Source organism: Iodobacter fluviatilis (assembly GCF_900451195.1).
GTDB classification, from domain to species: Bacteria; Pseudomonadota; Gammaproteobacteria; order Burkholderiales; family Chitinibacteraceae; genus Iodobacter; species Iodobacter fluviatilis.
This window is the reverse complement of record NZ_UGHR01000001.1, coordinates 3,096,163-3,121,559: the sequence shown is the minus strand read 5'-3', so window position 1 is coordinate 3,121,559 and position 25,397 is coordinate 3,096,163. Positions and strand designations below refer to the sequence as shown.

The 25,397-nt window shown below is 48.9% G+C and carries 20 protein-coding genes, 3 tRNA genes and 1 pseudogene; 19 read left to right on the top strand and 5 right to left on the bottom strand.

Annotation, left to right across the window (positions count from 1 at the left end; all coding sequences use genetic code 11):
* Positions 1–79: 79 nt before the first annotated feature.
* From recN to DYD62_RS14430, 5 genes are all read left to right on the top strand, one after another.
* Positions 80–1,741 carry a DNA repair protein RecN gene (gene recN / locus DYD62_RS14455; RefSeq protein ID WP_115227986.1) on the top strand — a complete coding sequence of 554 codons (1,662 nt, stop codon included), beginning with the start codon at positions 80–82 and terminating at the stop codon, positions 1,739–1,741.
* A 182-nt stretch (positions 1,742–1,923) separates the two neighbouring features.
* Complete coding sequence (gene tadA, locus DYD62_RS14450; RefSeq protein ID WP_115227985.1) at positions 1,924–2,403, top strand: tRNA adenosine(34) deaminase TadA; 480 nt, start codon at positions 1,924–1,926, stop codon at positions 2,401–2,403.
* Between the two features lie 80 nt (positions 2,404–2,483).
* Positions 2,484–3,716: a glycoside hydrolase family 18 protein gene (locus DYD62_RS14445; protein WP_115227984.1), complete on the top strand. Its 1,233-nt coding sequence runs from the start codon at positions 2,484–2,486 to the stop codon at positions 3,714–3,716.
* Positions 3,717–4,286: 570 nt separating this feature from the next.
* Complete coding sequence (locus DYD62_RS14435; RefSeq protein WP_115227982.1) at positions 4,287–6,098, top strand: M4 family metallopeptidase; 1,812 nt, start codon at positions 4,287–4,289, stop codon at positions 6,096–6,098.
* A gap of 96 nt (positions 6,099–6,194) precedes the next feature.
* A complete protein-coding gene (locus tag DYD62_RS14430) occupies positions 6,195–7,730 on the top strand; it encodes a M28 family metallopeptidase (RefSeq protein WP_115227981.1) in 1,536 nt (511 codons plus the stop codon).
* Positions 7,731–7,901: 171 nt separating this feature from the next.
* Here the strand turns inward: DYD62_RS14430 and DYD62_RS14425 are convergent, their stop codons facing one another.
* The 4 genes from DYD62_RS14425 to gspL are packed head-to-tail and all read right to left on the bottom strand — an operon-like array spanning position 7,902 to position 10,540.
* Entirely contained in the window at positions 7,902–8,240 is a 339-nt protein-coding gene (locus DYD62_RS14425; RefSeq protein WP_099396287.1) for a P-II family nitrogen regulator, read from the bottom strand.
* A 48-nt stretch (positions 8,241–8,288) separates the two neighbouring features.
* The gene (gspN, locus tag DYD62_RS14420) at positions 8,289–9,008 is read right to left on the bottom strand and encodes a type II secretion system protein N (protein ID WP_115227980.1); all 720 of its coding nucleotides are present in this window, start codon (positions 9,006–9,008) and stop codon (positions 8,289–8,291) included.
* Positions 9,005–9,472, bottom strand: a complete 468-nt coding sequence (locus DYD62_RS14415) for a type II secretion system protein M (RefSeq protein ID WP_115227979.1) — start codon at positions 9,470–9,472, stop codon at positions 9,005–9,007. Before DYD62_RS14415 ends, gspN begins: the two co-directional genes overlap by 4 nt.
* 12 nt (positions 9,473–9,484) lie before the next feature.
* Positions 9,485–10,540, bottom strand: coding sequence for a type II secretion system protein GspL (gspL, locus tag DYD62_RS14410; RefSeq protein WP_115227978.1), 1,056 nt, complete (start codon positions 10,538–10,540; stop codon positions 9,485–9,487).
* Between the two features lie 236 nt (positions 10,541–10,776).
* On the opposite strand from gspL, the gene DYD62_RS14405 reads away from it, so the two are divergent.
* The 10 genes from DYD62_RS14405 to DYD62_RS23455 all read left to right on the top strand — a co-directional run bounded on the left by DYD62_RS14405 (position 10,777) and on the right by DYD62_RS23455 (position 20,244).
* A tRNA-Leu gene (locus DYD62_RS14405) sits at positions 10,777–10,861 on the top strand.
* 419 nt (positions 10,862–11,280) lie between these two features.
* Positions 11,281–12,588 carry a trigger factor gene (gene tig, locus DYD62_RS14395; protein WP_115227976.1) on the top strand — a complete coding sequence of 436 codons (1,308 nt, stop codon included), beginning with the start codon at positions 11,281–11,283 and terminating at the stop codon, positions 12,586–12,588.
* A gap of 89 nt (positions 12,589–12,677) precedes the next feature.
* The gene (clpP, locus tag DYD62_RS14390; protein ID WP_115227975.1) at positions 12,678–13,310 is read left to right on the top strand and encodes an ATP-dependent Clp endopeptidase proteolytic subunit ClpP; all 633 of its coding nucleotides are present in this window, start codon (positions 12,678–12,680) and stop codon (positions 13,308–13,310) included.
* Positions 13,311–13,436: 126 nt separating this feature from the next.
* Positions 13,437–14,687 (top strand): ATP-dependent Clp protease ATP-binding subunit ClpX, encoded by a 1,251-nt coding sequence (gene clpX / locus DYD62_RS14385; RefSeq protein ID WP_115227974.1) that lies wholly within the window; start codon positions 13,437–13,439, stop codon positions 14,685–14,687.
* Positions 14,688–14,859: 172 nt separating this feature from the next.
* The gene (gene lon / locus DYD62_RS14380; RefSeq protein WP_172476501.1) at positions 14,860–17,274 is read left to right on the top strand and encodes an endopeptidase La; all 2,415 of its coding nucleotides are present in this window, start codon (positions 14,860–14,862) and stop codon (positions 17,272–17,274) included.
* An 84-nt stretch (positions 17,275–17,358) separates the two neighbouring features.
* Complete coding sequence (locus DYD62_RS14375; protein ID WP_046352775.1) at positions 17,359–17,631, top strand: HU family DNA-binding protein; 273 nt, start codon at positions 17,359–17,361, stop codon at positions 17,629–17,631.
* 143 nt (positions 17,632–17,774) lie between these two features.
* Positions 17,775–17,850 (top strand) — tRNA-Val (locus DYD62_RS14370).
* Positions 17,851–17,879: 29 nt separating this feature from the next.
* Positions 17,880–17,956, top strand: a tRNA-Asp gene (locus DYD62_RS14365).
* Positions 17,957–18,085: 129 nt separating this feature from the next.
* The gene (locus tag DYD62_RS14360) at positions 18,086–19,918 is read left to right on the top strand and encodes a SurA N-terminal domain-containing protein (RefSeq protein WP_165928744.1); all 1,833 of its coding nucleotides are present in this window, start codon (positions 18,086–18,088) and stop codon (positions 19,916–19,918) included.
* A gap of 143 nt (positions 19,919–20,061) precedes the next feature.
* Positions 20,062–20,244 carry a hypothetical protein gene (locus DYD62_RS23455; protein WP_132038710.1) on the top strand — a complete coding sequence of 61 codons (183 nt, stop codon included), beginning with the start codon at positions 20,062–20,064 and terminating at the stop codon, positions 20,242–20,244.
* Here DYD62_RS23455 and DYD62_RS14350 read toward each other — a convergent pair.
* Entirely contained in the window at positions 20,195–21,025 is an 831-nt protein-coding gene (locus tag DYD62_RS14350; RefSeq protein WP_115227970.1) for an enoyl-CoA hydratase/isomerase family protein, read from the bottom strand. The genes DYD62_RS23455 and DYD62_RS14350 overlap by 50 nt on opposite strands.
* 397 nt (positions 21,026–21,422) lie before the next feature.
* Between DYD62_RS14350 and DYD62_RS14345 the strand changes: the two genes are divergently transcribed.
* From DYD62_RS14345 to ubiD, 4 genes and pseudogenes are all read left to right on the top strand, one after another.
* Positions 21,423–22,298, top strand: coding sequence for a dienelactone hydrolase family protein (locus DYD62_RS14345; RefSeq protein ID WP_115227969.1), 876 nt, complete (start codon positions 21,423–21,425; stop codon positions 22,296–22,298).
* Positions 22,299–22,477: 179 nt separating this feature from the next.
* A complete protein-coding gene (locus DYD62_RS14340) occupies positions 22,478–22,897 on the top strand; it encodes a MaoC family dehydratase (RefSeq protein ID WP_115227968.1) in 420 nt (139 codons plus the stop codon).
* A gap of 39 nt (positions 22,898–22,936) precedes the next feature.
* The gene (locus DYD62_RS14335) at positions 22,937–23,833 is read left to right on the top strand and encodes a D-hexose-6-phosphate mutarotase (RefSeq protein ID WP_115227967.1); all 897 of its coding nucleotides are present in this window, start codon (positions 22,937–22,939) and stop codon (positions 23,831–23,833) included.
* A 26-nt stretch (positions 23,834–23,859) separates the two neighbouring features.
* Positions 23,860–25,382: pseudogene (ubiD, locus tag DYD62_RS14330) on the top strand (4-hydroxy-3-polyprenylbenzoate decarboxylase).
* Positions 25,383–25,397 lie beyond the last annotated feature (15 nt).

Here is a 25,397-nt window from a genome sequence, read left to right as displayed (position 1 = left end):
CCTCCATGTTCTTTTTTATTCCGTGTTTTAAGATTTGGGTTTATCCGTGGCAACCGTAACCAAGGTGTAAAAAAGCGCCATGCTGCTTTCTATTTCGCTTAAATCCTTTGTCATTGTACAAGAGCTGTCTCTTGACTTTCGTTCGGGCCTGACCACCTTAACCGGTGAAACAGGGGCCGGTAAATCTATCGTGATTGATGCGCTAGGTTTGCTCTTGGGTGGGCGGGCAGAAAGTGCGGTGGTGCGCCACGGTGCTGAAAAAGCCGATTTACAAGCACGATTTGCCCCGCCTAAAAATGCGCGGGCTTGGCTTGAAGAAGAAGCTTTACTTGGGGACGAGCCAGAGGAATTACTGATTCGCCGCAGCATCGATAGCAATGGTAAATCTCGCGCCTGGATTAATGGCATTGCCGCGACGCTGACGCAGCTTAAATTACTGGGTGAGCAGCTGGTCGATATCCACGGCCAGCACGCGCCACAATCCTTGCTGCGCTCGGAAGTGCAACGCGAATTAGTCGATGGCTACGCAGAATGCACCGGCCTTGCAAAAGACGTAGCGGTACTTTTTAAAGATTGGAAAAACGTCGTTGATGAGCTGGCGATTGCCGAAAATAACGCTGAGGCTTTTGATGCCGAGCGCGAACGTTTGCAATGGCAGGTGGATGAAGTGGCCGCCTTGCAATTTACCGCCGCAGAATGGCCGGAGCTGCAAGCCGAGCACAAACGCCTGCACCATGCTGCTAGCCTAATTGAAGGCGTGCAAAGTGGCTTGCTGATGCTGGCCGATGGTGATGAAAATTGCCAGTCCTGGTTGGGATCGGTGGCGGGGCGCTTAGCCGGTCTGGCTGATTTTGATGCGGGTATCTCGGAAACACTGGAGCTGCTGGCCAGTGCCGAAGCGCAGCTGACCGAATCCGTGTATGCATTGCGCCGTTATGCCGATCACTTAGAGCTGGATCCGGCCCGCCTTGCCGATGTAGAAAGCCGCCTAGATGCCATCTTTCGCATGGCGCGTAAATATCGGGTAGAACCTGTTGAGTTGCCGGAAAAACTAGCCGCTTGGCAGCAGCGACTGGCCGAATTAGGCGGTAGTGCAGGGCTGGATGCGGTGCGCCGCCGCGCAGAAAAGCTGGAAGCGGACTATCGCAAGGCCGCTAAGCAATTGACGGCCAGCCGTAAAAGCGCCGCCGATAAGCTCTCAAAAATGGTGACTAAAGAATTGCAACTGCTGGCGTTGGTGGGCAGCCGTTTTGAAATTGCCCTGCACCCTCATGAAGCGCCTGCGAGCTTTGGTTTAGAAACGGTTGAGTTTATGGTGGCTAATCATCCAAGTACCCCAGCCAGAGCGATGGCTAAGGTAGCGTCGGGTGGTGAGCTATCGCGTATCAGCCTTGCCCTGCAAGTGATCACCAGTCAAGTTGCCAATGTGCCCACGCTGATTTTTGATGAGGTGGATGTGGGAATTGGTGGCCGTGTGGCCGAGATTGTTGGCCGCATGCTGGCGGACTTGGGTGCGGCGAGGCAGGTGCTGTGTATCACTCATCTGCCCCAAGTGGCCGCCTGCGGGTTTCAGCAGCTGCAGGTCAGCAAAACCCAGTCTAAATCCGGCGTATTAAGCACCATCCATATGCTGAGTGTGGAAGAGCGCATCGAAGAAATCGCCCGCATGCTGGGGGGGGTGGAAATCACCTCTACCACCCGCCAGCACGCGGCAGAAATGCTGGGTGTTGCTGCGGTTTAGTGATGGTGGTGTTTTACATTTGAACCCGAGTACTGAAACAAGTAGAACACAGAGTCTCACTGAGAAAATCACGATTGAATGGCCCATGGCTGAATGATAAATTTTGCAAGGTTTTCTCCGTGTTCTGCTTTACTCTGTGGTTTAAGATTTGGGTTTAATGTTTTTGTTTTTTTTGGGCTTGTATGAATGATTTAGATTTTATGAATGAGGCGCTTCAAGAGGCGCAGCGTGCGAAAGAGTTGGGTGAGGTGCCGGTTGGGGCGATTGTGGTGTATCGGGGCGAGATTATTGGCCGGGGTTGCAATCAGCCTATTTTGCGCCATGACCCAAGCGCCCATGCCGAGATGATGGCTATCCGCCAAGCCGCGCGTCATCTGGGTAATTACCGGCTGCCTGAGTGCGAGCTATATGTCACTTTAGAGCCGTGTATTATGTGTGCCGGGGCCATTTTGCACTCCCGTATCAGCCGGGTTGTGTATGCTGCAAAAGACCCTAAAACCGGCGCTGCAGGCAGTGTGATTAACCCTTTTGCAGATTGCCGTTTAAATCATCAGACACAATTGCTTGATGGGGTGATGGGCGAAGAGTCCTCAAGCTTACTAAAGGCTTTTTTTCGCGAACGGCGGCAGGCTGAAAAAGATCGCAAGAGAACTGTCGTATAAATTTCATTTGTTTGTGAAATATTTACATTGCAGTAAATAAAGTCGTAAACTGAATCCTCACACTTGATCGGGATGTGGGGATGAAAAAAATACTAATTGCCTTCGCCGCAGCATCATTACTAGGCGCATGTGCTTCAGCACCTTCAAAAAATACAGCAGCCTCAGCAGAGCCTGTTATTCCAACCGTTAAATCGCATAATAAGCAGGTTGTGGCTTATATTCGTACTTGGCCAATTGGCTCTACGCCAAAAGATATGGATATGGGACGCCGCTGGCGAGCCAGTGATATTCAGGGGAATCAGCTCACAACTTTAAACTTAAGCTTTGGTTTAATTCGTAATGGCACTGAGGTCTATATTAAAGATTTAGAGCCTCAGCCTAATTCGGATAAAACCGCTACTATCGCCCCATTTGCAAATATGTGGGACGAAGTTGCTAAATTGCAAAGTCAGTATCCGCATTTGAAAGTGAATGTTTCTATTGGTGGCTGGGGCGCAGATGGTTTTTCACAATTAGCCCGGACACCAGAATCACGCGAAAAATTTATTGCAAATGTGATTAAGCTAATTGATGAGCATAATCTGGCAGGAATTGATTACGATTGGGAATACCCAGTTGGCCCGGATTGGCTGCCAATTGCAAAAGACCCGAGTGATAAAGAAAACTATCCCCGCCTTTTAGAGGAAACAAAAGCGGCATTTAATAAGCACGGCGAAAAAACAGGAAAACAATATCAATTATCGGTTGCTGTGCCGGCAGCAGCTTGGTTTTTGCAAAATATTGATGTGGCACGCGTAGCCAAATCAGTTGATTTTATGAAAGTCATGGCGTATGACTTTGCCGGGTCATGGAGTAAAAAAACCAGCCACCATACCAATCTGTATCAGAACAAAGCAGATCCTGAAGGTGGCGGCTGGAGTACCGATCAGGCGATGAATTTGTATCTGGATGCTGGGGTTAAGCCAGAGAAGCTGCTCATGGGCAGTGCCTTTTATGGGCGCGCATGGCAAGGTGTGGCGGCTGCAAACAACGGCCTGTTTAATGCCTATAAGAAAGCGGCGTATGACGATGGCATCACTTGGCAGGATATTAAGGCTTTAAAAGCCAAGGGGGCGACACGCTATTGGGATCCGGTTGCCAAAGCGCCATGGTTGTTTGACGGTGATTTGATGGTGACGTATGAAGATCAGGAGAGCTTAAAATACAAAGCTCAGTACATTAAACAAAAGCGTCTTGGCGGCATCATGGTTTGGGAGTATGCCCATGATATGGATAGCGAACTGCCACGCGTGATAAATGAATCATTAATGTAATCGGTGTTGATCTGTTTAAAATAAAAAAGGCCACTTCAAGTGGCCTTTTTTATTGGGGTGTATAAAAATAGGCGATTTTTTTTTGCTATTTTTATGCAACTTTGTTGCTAATGACTTTGGGTGATATTTAAAAAATCTATTAATCAATATTGCGTGCTGTTTTAAACGCGAATGAGTGCTGTGAGATAGCTAGTCTTTTAATGGGTTTGTATTGGTGTATTCCCTGATGTTTAAACCCTAATAGGGTCTTGGTTTTTTTATTCTCTTGGAATTTTATTGCGTCATCTATACGAAAATAATTAGGGTTTTTTAAAAAAACATCAAATTGAAAAAAAACCTTGATGTTGATCAAGCTTTTTTCTAATGTTTAATAACAAAGCCGCAACTCAAATAAGTGGCTTGTAATTTATAGATCTATGGGGCGCATTTATTCCAGCGTTGACTTAATCCGAATTGCTATTACGCAGTTAAGCACTGCTGATTAGCTAGTCTGTGCCTGTCATTTATCCCCGGCAGATACCGGCGTTCATTGGGGAATATCCCCGCTAAACTTTAAAAGGGTCGCTAATAATGAAGCAAGCATTAAATCGCGTAGCACGTCCTCTGCTGATGGTCGTTTTATTAGCCGGAGCTTTCAATGCCATGGCCGCTGAACGAGTGGATCTGGAAAATTATGTTGCCCCTGCCGGGCTTACAACGCGTGGTCTGGCAGACGAGGGGGTGCATAACTTACTTGGCCTCAAGGCGGATGAATTACAAGCTGCTCGCAGTCAGACTTACCCAGATGGTAAGGTTGTTACCCGCTATCAGCAATTTCATCAAGGCGTGCCTGTCTGGGGCGAAGGCGTAGTTGAAAACCGCGCTGCGGGCTTGGCTCAACCCGCTTTGTCGGGTGCATTGCTGCGCGATTTGAGCAATGACCTGCCAAGCGCTAAACCAACGTACTCGCAAACACAGATTTTGAGCATTGCTAAAACACAGGCGAAAGCCATTAAAACCGACAATGAACAGGCTAAACTTTATGTGAAGCTGGGTTCTAATAATGTGGCTCAATTGATTTATGTGGTGTCGTTTATTAATGGCAGCGCAACTAAACCAAGCCGTCCGCATTTCATTATTGATGCCAATACCGGTGTGATCTTGGATCGTTGGGAAGGGATTGCTCATAAAGATGCAACAGGCCCTGGCGGTAATAACAAAACGGGTAAGTATGTTTATGGGACTAATTATGGCCCTTTAGTGGTTACTGACGATTGCAAAATGGTCAGCGCCAATGTGACAACGGTGAATTTAAATCACGGTACAACTGGCTCAACACCTTATCAGTTTACTTGCCCTAATAACCCGGGTATTGCCATCAATGGGGCGTTTTCACCACTGAATGATGCCCATTATTTTGGTAATGTTGTTTTTAATATGTATAAAGACTGGTTGAATTTACGTCCGATTTCTCAGAACTTGCTGATGCGGGTCCATTACAGCAATAACTACGAAAATGCTTTCTGGGATGGCTCTGCGATGCACTTTGGTGATGGTGCAAACACGTTTTATCCTTTAGTTTCCCTGGATGTTTCTGCTCACGAAGTCAGCCATGGCTTTACTGAGCAAAACTCGGGTCTGGTTTACGCTAAGCAATCAGGCGGGATGAACGAGGCTTTCTCTGATATGGCAGGGGAAGCGGCTGAGTTTTATATGAAGGGGGCGAATGATTTCTTGGTGGGGGCAGAAATCTTTAAGGCCAGCGGCGCATTACGTTATATGGCTGATCCTACCAAGGATGGCCGCTCTATTGGCCATGCCAGCCAGTATAACGATAGCCTTGATGTGCACTTAAGCAGTGGTGTGTACAACAAAGCTTTCTATTTACTGGCAACCAAGGCGGGCTGGAGTACACGTAAAGCGTTTGAAGTGATGGCGGATGCTAATCACCTTTACTGGACAGCAAACAGCACCTTTGACCAAGGCGCTTGCGGCGTGGAAAAAGCCGCAGCCAGCCGTGGTTATGCTGTTGCTGATGTGACATCCGCGTTTGAAGCGGTGGGTGTAAGTTGTATCGTTAAACCCCCTGTTGTCAAAGTGCTGACTAAGGGCGTGCCGGTAACTGGGCTTGCGCTTGCCAGCAATGCCACGGTCACTTACACCATTGTGGTGCCAGCAGGTGCGAGAAACCTGACATTTAAAACATCGGGTGGCACAGGTGATGCTGATATCTACGCTAAATTTGGCGCGGCACCAACAACAACTGTTTATGACGCTAAATCAGATGGTGGCACCAATACAGAAACCATTACTGTGGCAGCGCCTAAGGCAGGTACTTATTACCTGCTGCTGAAAGCGTATAACGCCTTTAGTAATGTCACTCTGGTGGGTAACTATCAGTAATTAAGTCAGCTCAGGCGGCTGTACCTGGCCGCATGCCCTGCTACGAATGCGAGCAGGGCTTTTTTTTGGATTTAATAAATTCAAAGGAACGTCATAATGAAACTGAAAGTGATCCCTCTACTTTTGTGCGGCGTCTTGCTGAGCGCTGCCGCAGATGCTGCACCCAAAAAAGTCTGGATAACACTGGGTGATGCGGCCTATTTACAGCTGCAAAAGCTGGCTCCACAAACTATTGCAAAAGAGAGTCGCGCTATTTTGCCCCAAGTGGGTTTGCTGGCGGCTGAGCGGGTGCATCTGGTTGAAGTGGATGAGCAGCAGTTGGCCCACTTATCTGCATCCGTGCATGAAGAACTGCATCGCTGCGGCGGCTTTATGTTTCATGCCAGTGAAGCGGCCGGGCGTCAGGCCTTAACGCCTGTCAGCAGCTTGCTGGCAGCGGCTCACCCCTCGTATGCGCTGGATAATCAGAGCGTCGTGAATGCTTTATTGCCACAAATGCAAGATAGTAATATCGCGCAAACCATTAATGATTTATCTGCTTTTACCAATCGCTACTACACCACGACACATGGTGTTAATGCATCCAACTGGCTGAAAACGCGCTGGCAGCAAATAGCGGCAGGCCGCAGTGATATTACGGTGGAGCAATTTAACCATTCATGGGCGCAAAAATCGGTGATTCTGACAATTAAGGGGACGGATAATCCATCTGAGGTGGTGGTACTGGGTGGGCATCTTGATTCAATTAATGGCCAGGGAACCAGTGAGAGTACGCGTGCGCCTGGTGCGGATGATGATGCATCCGGCATTGCCAGCATGACCGAGGTGCTGCGGGTGTTGGTGGCTGGCGGGTATAAGCCTCGCCGGACACTGAAACTGATGGGTTATGCCGCAGAAGAAGTGGGTTTGCGTGGCTCGCAGGACATTGCCAAAAGTTTTAAAGCGGCTAACACCAATGTGGTTGGGGTGATGCAGCTGGATATGACTAACTATAAAGGCTCAGATAAAGACATCTACCTTTACACTGATTACACCGATAACGCGCAAAACCAGTTTGTGGCTAATTTGCTGACAACTTATCTGCCAGCGATAAAGATTGGTTACGATAAATGCGGTTATGCCTGCTCAGATCATGCATCCTGGAGCGGGCAGGGCTATTTTGCCTCTATGCCTTTTGAATCTTCCTTTACCCAGGATAATCCTTATATCCATACGGCTAACGACACCTATGCCAATAGCGGCAATCAAGCCCAGCATGCCCTGAAGTTCTCTAAAATGGCGTTGGCATTTATGGTTGAGCTGGGAAGCGATGGCCCAGTAGGACCAGGGCCCGTGGATAAGGTGGAAAACTTTTCCGGCAAGCTGGCAGTGGGGCAAAAGCAAAGTTATGGCCCATTTAAAGTGGGCGCTGGCGGTGATTTTACTGCAGTACTGAGCGGCACGGGCGATGCGGATTTATATCTGCGCAAAGCCAGCGCACCCAGCACAACCGTGTTTGATTGCAAATCTGATGGCCCAAGCAGCACAGAAACCTGCGCATTAAACTTAAGCGCAAATGGCGACGTCTATTTGTTGCTGAATGGTTATTCAGCCGCAAATTACACCCTTAAAGTAACGTATCGCCCGCAATAAGCAGGATCAGGCCGTGCAGATTGTGCGGCTTGCCTGAATGGCATAAAGAAAGGTGTGGCGTGTATCTTTTAAAAAATGCGGCCTGATCAGCCGCATTTTTTGATTGCTAGGTGCTGCATTTCTTCGGTACGGGTGGTTTCAGCCTGTCTTGTAGTCTACGCGGCGGCTGGTTTAAATGGCCTGCTCGTTAATCTCGCCCGTGCGAATTCGTACTACGTATTCAACAGGGGTGACAAAGATTTTCCCGTCGCCAATTTTGCCGGTATTGGCCGCTTTAATAATGGCTTCAATGGCGGTTTCTACCTTGTCGTCTTCAAGCACGACTTCGATTTTAGCTTTAGGTAAAAAATCGACGACGTATTCAGCCCCTCGGTAAAGTTCGGTATGGCCTTTCTGCCTGCCAAATCCTTTCACTTCAGTCACAGTGAGACCGGATATGCCAAGCTCCGACAGGGCTTCGCGGACTTCATCCAGTTTAAAGGGTTTGATAATCGCTTCAATTTTTTTCATCTTTTTTCCTTTTCGCGGTGGCTTTCTGCTGGAGTATAGGGCGGGTGTTTATATGCCAAGTTTTAGTTCGCGCTGATCACCGTTTAACGGCATGCGATCCAGTAGTGGGGCAAAGAGGCTTTCTTTGCCGCTGGCTGCTTTAAGCTGGAGCGAGCCCTGCGGGCCGCGCTGAGGGTCCACTTTGCCTTGCCCTGAAATGGCCAGGGCCGCCCCACCAACGGGCGAAATTGTCCAGTTTAAATCAGGTTGTAATTTGATCTGATAGCTGCCAAAGGGGTTGGCCTGCGGGGTAACGAGCGAGCTGGCATTTTGCCAGAGTAAGCTGATTTCGCTGGTTTGTGGCTTGCTTATCCGGCTGGCTTCTAAGGTGAGCTGGCCGCCAAGCTGAAAAGGGGCCAGCTTTTTATCGAGCGCAAATAAAGGTGCGGCAGGCAGGGTGAGGCTGACCGATTCAAGGCGATTGCCACCCACGCCAAGGGCTAACCATGCTTTACCCGCCTGGCTGCCGTAGCGGGTATCAAGTTGCCACACCAGTTGCCCCTTGAAAAGCTTCAGAGGTTGCCATTGCCAGCGCACTTCATCCAGTAGCTGCTGGCCGCTAATGCCCAGCGGCGTTAGCCTACCAGACCAGATGGTGCCACTGACACCGCCTGATTGCACGGGGGCGGGGACAAATTTCAAAATGAAGGAAGCTGGAAATTGCAAAATTAAAAATAAAATCAGCAAGGGAATAATGAATTTGCTGCGGTGATAAAGATATTGCTTCATTGGCGTTCTACCTCTGCGCTCAGCTGCACAATGCCATTGTGTTCTGCTCCGCTGATTTGCAGGTGATTGATATGCGAGCCGGTTTCGCTGCGAAGTGCTGAAAGCAAAGGAAGCGCATCAGCAAAGCGGATTTGTGCGATTTTAATCTGTAGTTTGTCCGCCGTGAGTGCCTGAATGTCTGCGCTGGTGTTTCTGGCATCCAGACTGGCTTGCACTGCAGCGCGCAAATCGCCATTACGGCTTGGCCCCGCAGGTGTGGATTTGATTTGCGCGAGTTGTCTTTGCAGCTCTGCAAGTTGCATTTGCATCTGTGGCACCTGCTTACTGAGCTGTTCCCGGGAGGTATTAACCGGTTGCCACACTCCTGCATAGAGGATTGCAAAAAGGACAAACAGGCCGCAGCCGCTTAAATAGAGCCGCTCACGAGGCTTGCATTGTTGCCAGAATTCTTTCAGTTTGTTCATTTTTTCAGAGGCTCATTTTACGGCTTGGGCGCGGATCAAAACTTTCATGCGCCCTGTTGTTGCTGGCTGGGTTTCTGCAGATAATCCTGCTCCTTTGAGCTGAGACTGCAGGCTGCCTGCCTGGGATTCTGGTAATTCCATACTGAGCTGGCCGTTGGTGTAATCGAGTTGAGTCAGTTGCAGGCCATTACCGGCAATGCCGGCCACTTGCAGTAGTAAATCCAGCCCATCACCAGTGCCGCTGCGGAGCCCACCGCGATCACGCAGTTTGCTTTGTAGTTGCAATACAGGGTCAAAGACGGGCTCGCCAGGAAATGCCGCTGCATAGGTTTGGCGCATTTCACGTTGTAATGCCAGTTTGTTACTGCGTAATTGCCACCAGTCACCTATTTGCCCCGCTAAAATCAGTGCAAAAATAGCACTTAAAAGTAGTGCCGGGGTTTGCAGTATTTTCCAGTCAAAGCGCCACTGGCTGCGCTGGGCAAAATCACCTTGCAGTAAATTTGTGCCCGGTACGCTGTTTTGTATTAAATCAGCAAGGCTCAGATCTTGCCTTGATGCGTCACCAATCAGTGCCTCAACGATAAGGGCGTCATCAAGCTGGCTGTATTGTCCTTCTGGCGTACGCACGAGGAATGTTTGCTGATCGCTTGCAACGCACCAGCCTTCGCCATCAGGCAGAAAATCATAAAGACTCCAAATCGCAGAAGGGGTGATCTGGTGCTCGGTCAGTAAGCTCAGGTATTGCGTCAGCCATTTTCGGTCTGCTGCAATAATTTTATTATTCTGGTCATTTAGCCCAAAGTGCAGTGATGCAGCTGGGCTAAGCAGGCGATCCTCTAAAAGATGGGGCAAAAGTTTTTGCCGCCTTGCTAAAGATTGCTTTGGCAGCTCTGCGCGATAAATATTGGAGAGCGTCGCAGGAACAATAAGCTCGGTTCTTTGCGAGGGAGGAAGCGCGCTGAGCTGTGCTGAGCCAGATTGCTGGCCGGCAAACCAGCGAACTTCTGTCGTAGCAAGATCGCAAGCAGGAAGAATACGCAGGAGTGTATGTATATGATCGTTCACGGGAGGGGTGAAGTAAGAGTGTATAGGGTGAAAAGCTGTGCGGAGTATGACATAAACTTTTTATGGGCTGTATAGATTGCGATTATCTTACTGTTATATTAAAGATTTTCGTGTCTGTTGTGACGGTTGCTTAAATTATTTTGAAATATTTTCCAAATAAGGCTTGGCAAAGTGAAAACCTTCAACTAGAATGCGGGTCTTCCTTCGGTGCACAAGCAAACGCAGCGATGAGAAGTGGGGGGTTGGCGGAATTGGTAGACGCACTGGATTTAGGTTCCAGCGCCGTAAGGTGTAAGAGTTCGAGTCTCTTATCCCCCACCAAATATTCTGGAAAAAGCCGCAAGAGCATTGCTCTTGCGGCTTTTTTTATGGCTGAAATTCCGGCTGCATATCGCTTTTCTTGTTGAAAAATCGCACAAAGCATCCGTTTTTTTATTGGACGAAGCGTGTGGTCTAAGCCTTGTGGCTGCTGTGTTTTGGGTTGCACGGGCGCTGGTTAATAATTCTGTTTGGATTTGCGTGCCGTTGTGCGCTAAACTTACCGACTTTGTTGGTAAATCGCGGTGAGTGCTGCGTGCTGATCTGGTTTTTCTGTCTGTTTTGGCTTGTCTGGGACGGGGGAAACTGGCAAGGCCAAGATCATGACTGATGGTCTGCATATTGCTGCTGATGAGCTGGCTTTATCCCCTATTTATTAAGATGCGTGTACGCGCGTTGATCCCCCATAGGAATGGTTTGAAATGCAAGTACAACTAGAAACCCTGAATCAACTCGAACGTCGCCTGTCTATTTCTGTGCCACGCACAGAAATTACCGAGCAAGTTAACGCGCGTTTGAAGCATGTTGCTAAGACTGCAAAAATTGCAGGTTTTCGCCCAGGCAAAGCGCCGATGAAAATCGTTGCACAAAACTACGGCTTCCGTATCCAGGAAGAAGTATTGGGAGAAACGGTTGAAGTGAGCTTTGGTCAGGCCGTACAAGAGCAAAAGCTGCGTGTAGCAGGCTACCCACGTTTCGAGCCAAAAGATGCGGCAGAAGAAACAGGCGATTTCCAGTTCTCGGCTACTTTTGAAGTGTACCCGGAAGTTGTGATCGGTGATTTAGCTGCTGCTCAAATTGAAAAACCAGTGTTGGATTTGTCTGATGCTGAAGTAGAAAAGACTGTAGACATCCTGCGCCGCCAGCGTACTCGTTTTGAGCGTGTAGAGCGCGAAGCGGCTGATGGCGATCGCGTGATTGTAGATTTTAAAGGCTCAATCGACGGCGTATTGTTTGATGGTGGCTCTGCTGAAAACCACGCTTTCCTGCTGGGCAAAGGTCAGATGTTGCCAGGTTTTGAAGCCGGTGTGATCGGCATGAAAGAAGACGAAACCAAATCAGTAAGCGTTGATTTCCCTGCTGATTACCATGGTGCTGATGTTGCAGGCAAAACTGCAGTATTCGAAATCACGGTTAAAAACGTGGCAGCTGCTATCTTGCCGGAAGTGGATGCAGATTTCGCAAAAAGCCTTGGTATTGTTGATGGCGATGTAGAAAAAATGCGCGCTGAAGTACGTGGCAACCTGGAGCGCGAAGTACGTTTCCGTCTGAAAGCCCGTGCTAAAGAAAACGTGATGACTGCGCTGATTGCTGCTGCGCCGGTTGATTTGCCTAAGGCTTTAGTTCAATTGGAAATCGGTCGTTTGGCTGAAGGTGCGCTTGCAGACTTGAAAGCACGCGGTATCGACCCAAAGTATGTTCCGTTCTCGCCAGAAATGTTTGAAGCACAAGCACAGCGCCGTGTTCACCTTGGCTTAGCATTGGCTGAGCTGGTTAAGGGTAATGGCCTTGAAGCGAAAGCGGATCAGGTCAAAGCGGTTGTTGAAGATTTGGCGCAGAATTACGAAGATCCAAGCGAAGTTGTAGCTTGGTACTTTGAAGATCGTGAGCGTTTGGCTGGCCCGGAATCAATGGCATTGGAAGACAATGTGGTTGAATTCGTTCTGGCTAAGGCACAGGTAACTGAAAAAGGGATGTCCTTTGAAGAGCTGATGGGCCAGCAAGGCTAATCATTCTCGGTTACTGAGGTGCTACGATAAGGTGTCATCATGGGTGACACCTTATCGTTTGAATGACCATAAATTTCTGAGAGAAAAAGATGTCGAGACAAGAATTTGATCCGCAAAACCTTGGGTATATCCCGATGGTCGTTGAACAAAGCGGCCGGGGCGAGCGTTCTTATGATATCTACTCGCGCCTCTTAAAAGAGCGTGTTATTTTCTTGGTCGGCCCGGTAAACGATCAAAGCGCAAATCTGATTATTGCGCAGATGTTGTTTTTGGAATCCGAAAATCCAGATAAAGATATTCATTTATATATCAACTCCCCGGGTGGCTCTGTCACTGCAGGTCTGGCCATTTACGACACCATGAATTTTATTAAGCCGGATGTGTCGACGATGTGCGTGGGCATGGCGGCCAGCATGGGCGCTTTCTTGCTTTCCAGTGGTGCTAAAGGTAAACGCTATGCTTTGCCTAATTCACGAATTATGATTCACCAGCCCCTGATCGGTGGTTTGTCTGGCCAGGCTTCTGATGTTGAAATTCATGCGCGTGAATTAATTAAAACGAAACGTTCCCTGAATGAAATGCTGGCCAAACATACGGGTCAGAGCATCGAAGCAGTTGAGCGGGATACAGACAGAGATAACTTTATGAGTGCTGCAGAATCAAAAGACTATGGTCTGATTGATGATGTCTTGCAGTCTCGCAGCGCGGCAGCCGTTAAATAAGGCTGCGTCGGATCGTGACAATGCCGCCAGCGTGCCTGGCGGTTTTTTATTCTAGTGGCCTGTCAGGTTTACTGTTTTTAATCGGACAGGCTGCAATGGCCCGTTTTTTGGGGTGTAGGTTAGGCGATGTCAGAAAAACTCCTTTATTGTTCTTTTTGCGGTAAAAGCCAGCACGAAGTGGTTAAGCTGATTGCTGGGCCACAAGTTTTTATCTGCAACGAATGCATTGAGCTTTGTCGTGATGTGCTGAAAGACGAAGCCGCTGCTGTGATTGGCGAAACTGAGCAAGTTACAGATGCTAAGCGTGTGCCTACGCCGATGGAAATTCGGACCACGCTGGATTCCTATGTAATTGGGCAAGAGCGCGCTAAAAAGATTTTAGCGGTTGCGGTTTACAATCATTACAAGCGACTGACCAGCAATAAGTCCAGTGATAATGATGTGGAATTAGCCAAGTCAAATATCCTCTTAATCGGGCCTACTGGCTCGGGTAAGACTTTGCTTGCACAAACCATGGCCAAGCTCCTTGATGTGCCGTTTGTGATTGCAGATGCCACCACACTGACCGAAGCGGGCTATGTGGGTGAAGATGTCGAGCACATCATCGCCAAGCTGTTGGCGCAGTGTGATTACGATGTAGAGAAAGCCCAGCGAGGCATTATCTATATCGATGAGATCGATAAAATTGCCCGTAAATCTGAAAATCCTTCGATTACCCGTGATGTATCGGGCGAGGGTGTGCAGCAGGCGTTGCTGAAGCTGGTTGAGGGAACGGTTGCTTCCGTACCGCCTCAGGGGGGGCGTAAGCACCCTAATCAGGACATGCCGCAGGTGGATACCACCAATATTCTGTTTATTTGTGGTGGTGCGTTTGAAGGGCTCGACAAGATTATTCGTAATCGTTCAGTGAAGAGTGGTATTGGCTTCGGTGCTGAAGTTATGAGTAAAGATGAAAACACCAGTGTTGGCAAAATGTTACACACGGTTGAGCCTGACGATTTAATTCGTTTTGGTCTGATTCCTGAGTTTGTAGGCCGCTTGCCGGTCACTGCAACGCTGGAAGAGCTGGATGAAGCTGCGCTGGTATCTATCTTAACTGAGCCAAAAAATGCGCTGATCAAGCAGTACCAGAAGCTGTTCTCGCTGGAAGGGGTTGAGCTGGAAGTGGGTAAAGAAGCTTTGGCTTCGATTGCACACAAGGCCATGGAGCGTAAAATTGGTGCACGTGGTTTGCGCTCGATTGTTGAATCATCCCTGCTGGATATCATGTACGAGCTGCCTTCATTGAAGGGGGTTGAGCGTGTGGTTGTGGATGAATCTATGATTAAAAACGCCACTGCTCCAACGATTGTTTACGCAGATCCTGCTGCTGCTTAATGTGTGATGACACTTGCATGTAATGCATGCAAGTGTTTTTAAATTTAGAATATTTCATATTCCCTGGGGATATTTGAAATATTCAGGTCAGATTTTAGTTCTTGGGCATTGTATTTCCTTGCCTGCACCCCCATGATCTGGGGGATAAATCCATTATTGAGGACCCTTGTTGATGTCCCAAACTGTTGCGTTTGCTGACGATGTCCATTTGCCGCTGCTGCCGCTACGAGATGTGGTGGTGTTTCCGCATATGGTTATCCCGCTATTTGTGGGTCGCCCAAAGTCGATTCGTGCGCTTGAAGCCGCGATGGAAGATGGCCGCCATATCCTGCTGGTTGCGCAAAAAAACGCCCAGAAAGATGAGCCAGGCTTGGCCGATATTTATCCTGTAGGTACGATTGCCAGCATCTTGCAGATGCTGAAACTGCCCGATGGCACTGTTAAAGTGCTGGTGGAAGGCGGGCAGCGCGCTGAAGTGACTGATATTGATGAGGAGGCAGGATTTTACAGTGCCATTGCTCATCCGGTTGATGTCAGTGGCGAGCAGGGGCATGAAGTTGAAGCGATGCGCCGTGCTTTACTGACTCAATTTGATCAGTTCGTGAAGCTTAATAAAAAAATACCGCCTGAAATTCTGACGTCCCTTGCCGGAATTGAAGATGCTCACCGCCTTGCCGATACCATCGCTGCGCACCTGCCTTTAAAGCTGGAGCAAAAGCAATCTATTCTCGAAATGTTCGATCTGCGCCGCCGCATGGAGCAGCTGTTAAAACAGCTGGAATCCGAGCTGGACATCTTGCAGGTTGAAAAGCGTATTCGTGGCCGTGTAAAGCGCCAGATGGAAAAAAGCCAGCGCGAGTACTATCTGAATGAGCAGGTTAAGGCCATTCAGAAAGAGCTGGGTGAATTAGACGAAAACGCCGATATCGACGAGCTTGATAAAAAAATCAAGAACGCAGGTATGAGTAAAGAAGCGCGCGATAAGGCTGAATCAGAGCTTAAAAAACTTCGCATGATGTCGCCGATGTCGGCAGAAGCCACGGTGGTACGTAATTACATCGATACGCTGCTTGATTTGCCGTGGAAAAAGAAAACCAAAATCAGCAAGGAATTACCGGCTGCTGAGTTGGTACTCGATACTGATCATTACGGCCTTGAAAAGGTGAAAGAGCGCATTGTTGAGTACCTTGCGGTACAAAGCCGTGTTGAAAAGCTCAAAGCGCCGATTCTGTGCCTTGTAGGGCCGCCAGGGGTGGGTAAAACTTCCTTGGGTGAGTCGATTGCCCGTGCCACAAACCGCAAGTTTGTACGTATGGCCTTGGGTGGTGTGCGTGATGAATCTGAGATTCGTGGTCACCGCCGTACCTATATTGGCTCTATGCCAGGTAAGATTTTGCAGTCGATGACTAAAATTGGCGTGAAAAATCCGCTATTTTTACTCGATGAAGTCGATAAGATGGGGGCGGATTTCCGTGGCGATCCTTCTTCTGCCTTGCTGGAAGTCTTGGATCCGGAACAAAACCACGCATTTAGCGATCATTATCTTGAAGTCGATTTTGATTTGTCGGATGTGATGTTTGTTGCAACGGCTAATTCTTTGAATATTCCTCCTGCTTTGCTGGATCGGATGGAAGTTATTCGTTTGTCGGGCTATACCGAAGACGAAAAAGTGAATATTGCCCTCAAGTATCTGGTGCCTAAGCAGGTGAAGGCCAATGGGGTGCAAGAAGGTGAACTGGTGATCTCAGACACTGCGGTGCGTGATGTGGTGCGTTACTACACACGTGAGGCAGGTGTGCGTAGCTTGGACAGAGAGATCGCCCGTATCTGCCGTAAGGTAGTGAAAAGTCTTCTGATGAAACCAAGCGATAAAAAGATTACTGTTACGCCGAAAAACTTGGAAAAGTACTTGGGTGTACATCGTTTTGATTACGGTGTGGCCGAGCAAACCAACCAGGTGGGGCAGGTAACAGGTCTTGCATGGACCGAAGTCGGTGGCGAATTACTCACGATCGAAGCGGTAAAATTCCCAGGCAAGGGCAAAATGATTCAGACTGGTAAGCTCGGTGATGTGATGCAAGAGTCCATCCAAGCGGCCTTATCGGTTGTGCGCAGTCGTGCAAAAGCGTTGGGAATTGACCCTGATTTTTATCAGAAAATTGATATGCACATCCACTTCCCTGAAGGCGCAACGCCAAAAGATGGCCCGTCTGCAGGTATTGGTATTGCAACCGCAATGGTGTCGGTATTGTCGGGTATTCCGGTTCGCTGCGATGTTGCAATGACCGGTGAGATCACGCTGCGTGGCGAAGTATTGCCAATTGGTGGTTTAAAGGAGAAACTGCTTGCTGCTCACCGCGGTGGTATTAAGCAGGTGTTAATTCCTGAGGGCAATGTTAAGGATCTCGCCGAGATTCCTGACAATGTGAAGCGCGGACTAACCATTCACCCCGTTAAGTGGATCGACCAGGTGTTGGGGTTTGCCTTAGAGCGTTTGCCGGAGATTTTGCCGGAAGAAGTTGTGAGTGTGGAACCCGTTCTGCCGCAAGCTGGGGTGGAAGTGACCGGACAGCTTACAAAACATTAGTTGACACAAGATTTTGTGGCTTGCTATAAAGCTGTAGTCAATAGTTAATCGTATCAATCCAATCAGAATTGTAAGGGGACGTAAGTGAATAAATCGGAACTCATCAACGCCATCGCAGAATCCGCTGGTCTCTCCAAGGCTGATGCAGGTAAAGCTCTGGATGCAACAGTAGAAGCCGTAACGAACGCACTGAAGGGCGGCGACGAAGTAACGCTGGTCGGCTTTGGTTCTTTCTATGTGTCTGAGCGTGCTGAGCGCAGCGGCCGTAATCCACGTACCGGTGAGACTATTGCGATTGCTGCAGCGAAACAGCCTAAATTTAGGGCTGGTAAATCTCTGAAAGATGCAGTACAATAATCGTCTTACTTTGCTGACTAAGTCTTTTTTAGTACGGTAATGTGTCCTTAAGGTGATTTGCTCGGCTATCTGAGCTTTTGCCTTTCACACAAATAATTTGCGTAAGTTATATATATGCGGCCTTGTTTGTGTGAAATGGAAATGGGTGATTAGCTCAGTTGGTAGAGCGTCTGCCTTACACGCAGAATGTCGGCGGTTCGACCCCGTCATCACCCACCACTCGCTGTACGAAGAAGTGGTCGCATTGTGGAGTGGTAGTTCAGTTGGTTAGAATACCGGCCTGTCACGCCGGGGGTCGCGGGTTCGAGTCCCGTCCGCTCCGCCAATAAAGATTAAAACAAAAAGCCAAACAGAAATGTTTGGCTTTTTGTTTGTCTATTAGCTGCCTGAGGAAGACAGGCAGGCGTCAATCTGGCATTATATGCCGCGAATCACTCGCGGAGTTGCCTGTCTCATGTTTTCCTTTGTTGAAAAGAACAAAACCGCCGTTCAGGTGGTACTTGGCCTTGTGTCACTGGGTCTTGTTGTTGGTGTTGGCCTGACCGGCTATAGCGCTATGGAAGGTGGTGAATCATATCTGGCCAAAGTGGGTCAGACCAAGATCACACCCCGTGAACTCGCTCAGGCTATTGGTAACCGTGCCGTTCCCAATGAGATGAAGCCTATGGTGCTTGAACAGCTGGTTAAAAAACAGCTTTTGCTCGAGCAGGCTGGTCTGTTGCATCTGGATGTTTCTGACGATCAGATTCGTAATGCGATTGCTGCAATTCCTGATTTCCAGGAGAACGGTAAGTTCAGCGCTCAGCGCTATAAAGACCTGCTTGCAGCACAGCAAATGACCCCTCTCGATTTTCAGCAACGTGTTCGTGATGATATTGCGAGCAGTCATCTGCTTGCAGGCTTCTCCAGTGGCATTCAATCCACCGCAGTTGCTGATTATATGGCTGGTTTGCTGGGTGAAAAACGGGATGTGGCGATGCTGCAAATCTCGCCTGCAGCTTTTTTGCCACAAGTGACCGTGTCTGATGCTGAAGTAAAAAAATACTACGACACACATAGTGCTGAATTTAAACTTCCAGAAATGGCTCGTTTAGAATATCTGGTCTTCTCTCAGCAAGAATTGGCTAAAAGCATTTCAATCAGCCCTGATGAAGTCAAAAAATATTTTGAAGCACATCAGGCTCAGCTGACGGGAGAAGAGCGTAAAGCCAGCCATATCCTGATTGCTTTGGCTAAAGATGCAAAACCAGAAGCAAAAAAAGCCGCACAGGCTAAGGCTGAGGCTATTTTGCTCGAGCTGAAAGCAAATCCGGCACGCTTTGCTGATCTTGCCAAAAAAGAATCTCAAGATCCTGGTTCGGCTGCAAATGGTGGCGATTTGGGCTTTTTTGCCCATGGTGCAATGGTGAAACCTTTTGATGACGCGGCCTTTAAGCTGAAAAAAGGCGAGATCAGCGGCATTGTGGCCAGCGATTTTGGTTTGCACATTATTCGTCTTGATGATGTTCGCAGCAAAACATTTGCAGAAGTTCAGCCTGATGTTGAGCAAAAATTAAAGCTTGAAAAAGTAAGCCAGAGCTTCCAGAAGCAAGCGGAACGATTTAACGAGTTGGTTTATCAGCAGGCAGACAGCCTGAAGCCTGCAGCAGAGGCCTTTAAACTGCATGTGCAGCAAAGTGACTGGCTGACACGTGCTGCCGCTAAGGATGAGCTGCTGAACAACGAAAAGCTGCGTGAAGCGGCTTTTAGTGACGATGTGCTGAAAAAGAAACATAACTCCGAAGCGATTGAAGTGGCATCAGGTACGCTGGTGTCGGTCAGGGTGATTGAATCTAAACCGGCGCAATCGCAGAAGCTGGAAGCGGTGAGTGCAGACATCATTGCAAAGCTTAAGCAAGAGAAAGCGCTGAAGCTGGCCATTGAAGAGGGGACTAAAAAATTAGCCGATCTGAAAAAAGGCGGAGCAGATACCTTAACGTGGCCAGCTGCTCAGGCCATGGCGCGTATGGGACAATCTGCAGTTCCTGAAGCGCAGGTCAAAGAGATCTTCCGTGCTGCGGCTGATAAATTACCTGCTTATGCAGGGGCTGAAGTAAAGGGCCAAGGTTTTGCATTATTTAAGGTGGTGAAATCGACCGCCGCACCTGCGCTGGATGCCACAATGCGCCGCCAGCTTAATGAAAACATGGTGCAAATGTATGGCCAGGTTGAAGTGGCCAGCTACTTGCAGGCACTTAAGTCGCAAATTAAAGTGGACTATAAGCTGAAGGCGATGGCGGCTGAGTAAGCTTTGATGGAGGTATAAAAAGATGGCAAGGACCTGTGCCTTGCCATTTTTTATTTTATCGATTGAATTTTCTTACTGCTATGCCGATATTAAGAATAAGCAGAGACGCTAGATTTCTGTTTTAGCCCCGAGGAGATATTGCCATGATGACCGTATTCAATATGGAAGACGGAAGCACAGAGCTGGATAAGGTAGATATCCTCACTGTTGGGGATGATGTTTTGCACTATCCTTTGCCACGTTTGCAGCTGCTGACGGTTGCTGAGTCTGAATATGTTAGCCATTCTGCGGGGCCTCATCGCCATTTAGTTTTACCGCCCGGTTAATATGCCAAGATGGGGGGCGTTTGCCTAAATAAGCGGCGACCCCCTCTCTGGCTTCCTCATGGGTTCTGATATGAGCGATGCGGTGTGCGGTATCAGAGATCATTGCATCGTCTATAGGGCGATGGACAACCGAAGTAATCAGCCGCTTTGCTGCCGTCAGCGCATGCGGGCTGTTTTGTAGTAGCTCGTTGATCCAAGTTTGCACCTGATGATCCATTGCAGCTTCATCGGTTTTTACTTCATGCAATAAACCAAGTTGCAGGGCAGTGTGGCAGTCAAACTGTTCTGCCGTCAGCATAAAGCGTCTTGCAGCACTGATGCCGATCTTGCTGATGATATAAGGCCCTATAACAGCAGGGATCAGGCCAAGGCGGACTTCATTGATCCGAAACCAGGTGTTGCTGCTGGCTACGGCTAAATCACAACAGGCAATTAATCCCACTCCTCCGCCTAGTGCCGGCCCTTGTATACGTGCAATGGTAGGTACGGGCAGACGCTCTAGTGTCTGCATCAGCCGGGCTAATTTTAATGCATCCTCAAAGTTGCGGTGCTGATCAAATTGGGTGGCATGATGCATCCAGCTTAAATCTGCACCTGCGCTGAATGTGGATCCTTCGGCTGTGAGGACAACAACTCTTAAATCAGAGTTCTGGCCAAAGGCGGTGAGGGTTGCAGTTAGTTCGGCGATCAGCATATCGTCGAAGGCGTTACAGATTTCGGGTCTGTTAAGGGTAATTGTGGCGATACCGTGGCTAAAGTGTGTGTGTAATGTATCGCTCATACTCGCACCTTAATGAGGCTTGCATTGATTTGGAATCAGGATCAGGGCAATAAATCAGGGTAAGGTATTGCCGCAGGGGGAATGACAGGAATTTGCGAGTCAGTTTAGTCAAGCCCGGTGCTGTGTGTTAGAGTGCGCGCCACTCTGGGCTGATGGAAGGCAGTGAAAATATTGACTTCATCCATGCTTTGGATTAGATAAGTTTACTGTAATGTTGGCGTGTGACAGTGCTGAGATAGCGCGCTTTTTATTCTGGCAAAAGTTGTATGGAATGAAAATTCTGCCTGAGTAGGCAGGATATGTTTAAGTGTATGGCAGGGTGTTTTGTGTTTGCTCGGAAGGACAGCGGGCAAACTAAGACTTATCGTTTTGTTCTACGTTTGATTTATTAGATGCGATGCGAATTATTTACTGGCTTTACCTGCTTGGAGTGCTTGCTTTGCCTGCCTGGGCCGAGCGTGTCCTGATTCCTGGCGCTGAGATCATTTTATCTGCAAAATACTTACCCCCTCCTTTTCCAGACGCAGGCCCTGCGGCGGCGGTGCTTTTGCTGCACGGATGCAACGGCTTAAGCCACAGTAACGGGATTAACCCCCGCCCAGACCGGATGGCGGCTCTTTTGCAGGAGAAGGGCTATGCCGTGCTGATGCTGGATAGTTTTAGCGCTCGTGATTTACAAGAAATATGCAGTGTGCCATTAAGCAAACGCACACTCAGCCCCAGAATGCGTGCCGAAGACGCCCGCCATGCACTTGAATGGCTGAAAGCGCGTAAAGAGATTGATGGAGACCGTATCGGGGTGATCGGCTGGTCACATGGTGCAACTTCAGTGTTGGCTTTACTTGGGCAAAAACAACCATCGGTCCGGGTTGCCGTGGGTTTTTTTCCATCTTGCAGCTCTTATTTACTCCGGGACAAATACCAAGTAACCGCGCCACTTTTATTGTTGGTTGGTGAGGATGATGACTGGACGCCTGCAGAGCCTTGCCGGGCTTTAGTGGCACGCGCAGATCAGCCAACATTCCGCTTGATTACCTATCCTGATGCCTTGCACGATTTTGATAACATCAGCTTAAAACCAGATGAAACAAAACGGCTGACATTGGGCGCATCCAGTGTATCGATTGCATTTAATGCAGAGGCAAGCTCTGATGCATACCGGCGTACTTTCAAATGGCTGTCACCTTGGCTTGATTTAAATCGTATTCCCATTGCGCCGCCCGCATCGCGTCATGGTACAACGGGAGTAGGTAAAGCAGCGGTGCTTAATTAATCTGGCTGTATTTGGTATTAATTTTTCATGAATTGGCAAACTTATCGTGACCTGTGGCCCATCCGTGTTTACGCTGCAAGTGCATATTATTGATGAGTCTGTATGTACCCTGATTTATTAAGACAATAAAACAGGGGCCTGAAAATTAAATCACTTAACGCGTTCATGAGGTGTATTAAATGGCTTATTACATTGAAGATTTGCAGCCAGGTCTGATTGCTGAATATCGCAAAACCTTAACTGAGGCCGATATCGTTTTATTTGCCGGTATTTCTGGCGACAATAATCCCATGCATATTGATGAAGAGTACGCATCTGCAACACGCTTTGGCGGGCGGATTGTGCATGGCATGCTGAGTGCCAGCCTGATTTCCACCGTGATTGGTACCCGGCTGCCAGGGCCGGGGGCGATTTATATGGGGCAAAATCTGAAGTTTCTGAAACCGGTTAAAATCGGTGACACTGTCACTGCAAGGGTAACCGTCAGTGAAGTGCTGCCGGATAAACAGCGTGCCCGCTTGCTGACAGAGTGCTGGGTAAAAGATGAAAAAGTAATTGATGGCGATGCACTGGTCTGGGTGCCCCGTCGCCCGGCCTGAAGCCTGTAATTTAAAGATGACGTGTTAAAGGAGTTCTCTATGCAAGCAAATCTTGCCACTCTGCTGGCAACTATCCCGGAAATCAGCCTGTGCTCATCCGCAGATCTATATGGTGGGGAAGAGCCGGGCTTGCCTGTTTTGAAAATTCAGGGGGCATCGGGCAGTGCTGCAGTTGCTTTGCAGGGCGCTCATTTATTGTCATTTATTCCTGCGGGTGGGCGGGAGCTGCTCTGGCTGTCGCCCAAGGCTGTTTTTGCTGCTGATAAAGCAATCCGCGGGGGGATTCCCCTCTGTATGCCTTGGTTTGGCCGCCATCCTGAAGGCTTGCCTGCTCATGGTTTTGCGCGCTCAAGCAATTGGGATGTCAGTGAAGTCGAAATTTTGGGTAATGGTGATATCAAAGTCGTGCTCGTATTACATGATACAGCGGCAACACAGGCTTTATGGCCCCATGCGTTTGTATTTCGTCTGGCATTAACGGTGGGCCGTGAGTTAACGCTGGCGTTGAGTGTAGAAAACTTAAGCGATCAGCCTGCCCCCTTTTCGCAAGCCTTTCACAGCTACTTGGCCGTGCCTGATGTGACCGAAATTGCAATCAGTGGGCTGGATGGATGTACCTATGTTAATACGCTGCTGGAAGGTCATCCGCGTAAAGTGCAGGAAGGTGATTTGCATGTGCAGTCGCTTACTGATCGTGTTTACTTAAATGTACCTGCAAAACAAGTGATCAGCCACGGCTCAGGGCAAACCCATATCGTGAGTGATACTCACTCTGCTATTGTCTGGAATCCTTGGGAAGACGCTGCAAAACTGGCCGATGTGGGCCAGGGGAATTATCCGGGCTTTGTTTGTGTGGAGCGTGGGGACGTGCTGGATAACGCACTGACGATTGCCGCCGGTGGCGTTTACCGCGCCAGCATGACTTTGTCCGAGTAATGGTTGTTTTTGCCTGAGTTCTGTTTATGCAATACCGTGATTTACGTGATTTTATTGAGCAGCTGGAAAAACGCGGCGAGCTGAAGCGGGTGAAAATCCCTGTCTCGCCCTATCTCGAAATGACCGAAATTTGTGATCGTACTTTGCGATCAGAAGGCCCGGCCATTTTATTCGAGAATGTGCCTGGCCATAGCATGCCGGTGCTGGCGAACCTCTTTGGCACTCCAACAAGGGTGGCCAATGGTATGGGTGCGGCAGAGATTAGCGCGTTGCGCGAAATCGGTAAAACACTGGCCTATTTAAAAGAGCCGGAGCCACCCAAAGGCTTGCGCGATGCCTGGGATAAGCTGCCGCTGCTCAAGCAAGTCTTGAATATGTCGCCCAAAGAAGTCAAAAACGGCCCCTGTCAGGAAGTAGTCTGGGAAGGTGCTGATGTGGATCTGGCGCGTATTCCTATTCAGCACTGCTGGCCGGAAGACGCTGCCCCCTTGATCACTTGGGGCTTGGTGGTTACGCGTGGCCCGAATAAAAAGCGTCAGAATTTAGGCATTTATCGCCAGCAGGTGATCAGCCGCAATCAGGTGATTATGCGCTGGCTGGCGCATCGCGGCGGCGCTTTGGATTTTAGAGAGCACGCGCTGCAAAAGCCGGGCCAGCCTTTCCCGATTGCCGTGGTTTTGGGTTGCGATCCTGCCACTATTTTGGGGGCAGTCACCCCAGTTCCCGATACTTTGTCTGAATACCAGTTTGCGGGCTTATTACGCGGTTCCAAAACCGAGCTGGTCAAGTGCCTAGGCTCTGATTTGCAAGTACCTGCCCGTGCTGAGATTGTCCTTGAAGGGCATATTCAAGCTGCTGAGGCGGGCTTTAGCGGCGTGAGCGAAGCGGGCGTTCCACTGAAAGAAGTGGGGGCTATCTGTATGCGCTGGAAGGCCCATATGGCGATCATACCGGCTATTACAACGAGAAAGACTGGTTCCCCGTGTTTACGCTGGAGCGCATCACCACGCGTAAGAATCCGATTTACCACAGCACCTATACCGGCAAGCCGCCAGACGAGCCTGCGGTGCTGGGTGTGGCCTTAAATGAAGTGTTTGTGCCTATTTTGCAAAAGCAATTTAGCGAAATCGTTGATTTCTACTTGCCGCCTGAGGGCTGCAGCTATCGGATGGCGATTGTTTCAATCAAAAAATCCTACCCAGGCCACGCCAAGCGGGTGATGTTTGGTGTGTGGTCATTTTTGCGTCAGTTTATGTACACCAAATTTATTGTGGTGGTCGATGACGATATTGATATCCGGGACTGGAAAGAAGTGATTTGGGCCATTACCACCCGTATGGATCCGGTAAGGGATACCACCCTAGTAGAAAGCACACCCATTGATTATCTGGACTTTGCCTCACCCATTAGCGGGCTAGGCGGCAAGATGGGCTTGGACGCTACTAATAAATGGCCGGGTGAAACCAGCCGTGAATGGGGTAGAACCATTGCTATGAATAATGAAGTAAAAGCGCGGGTAGATGCTATTTGGTCTGATTTGGGGCTATAACACTATTCAGATGCT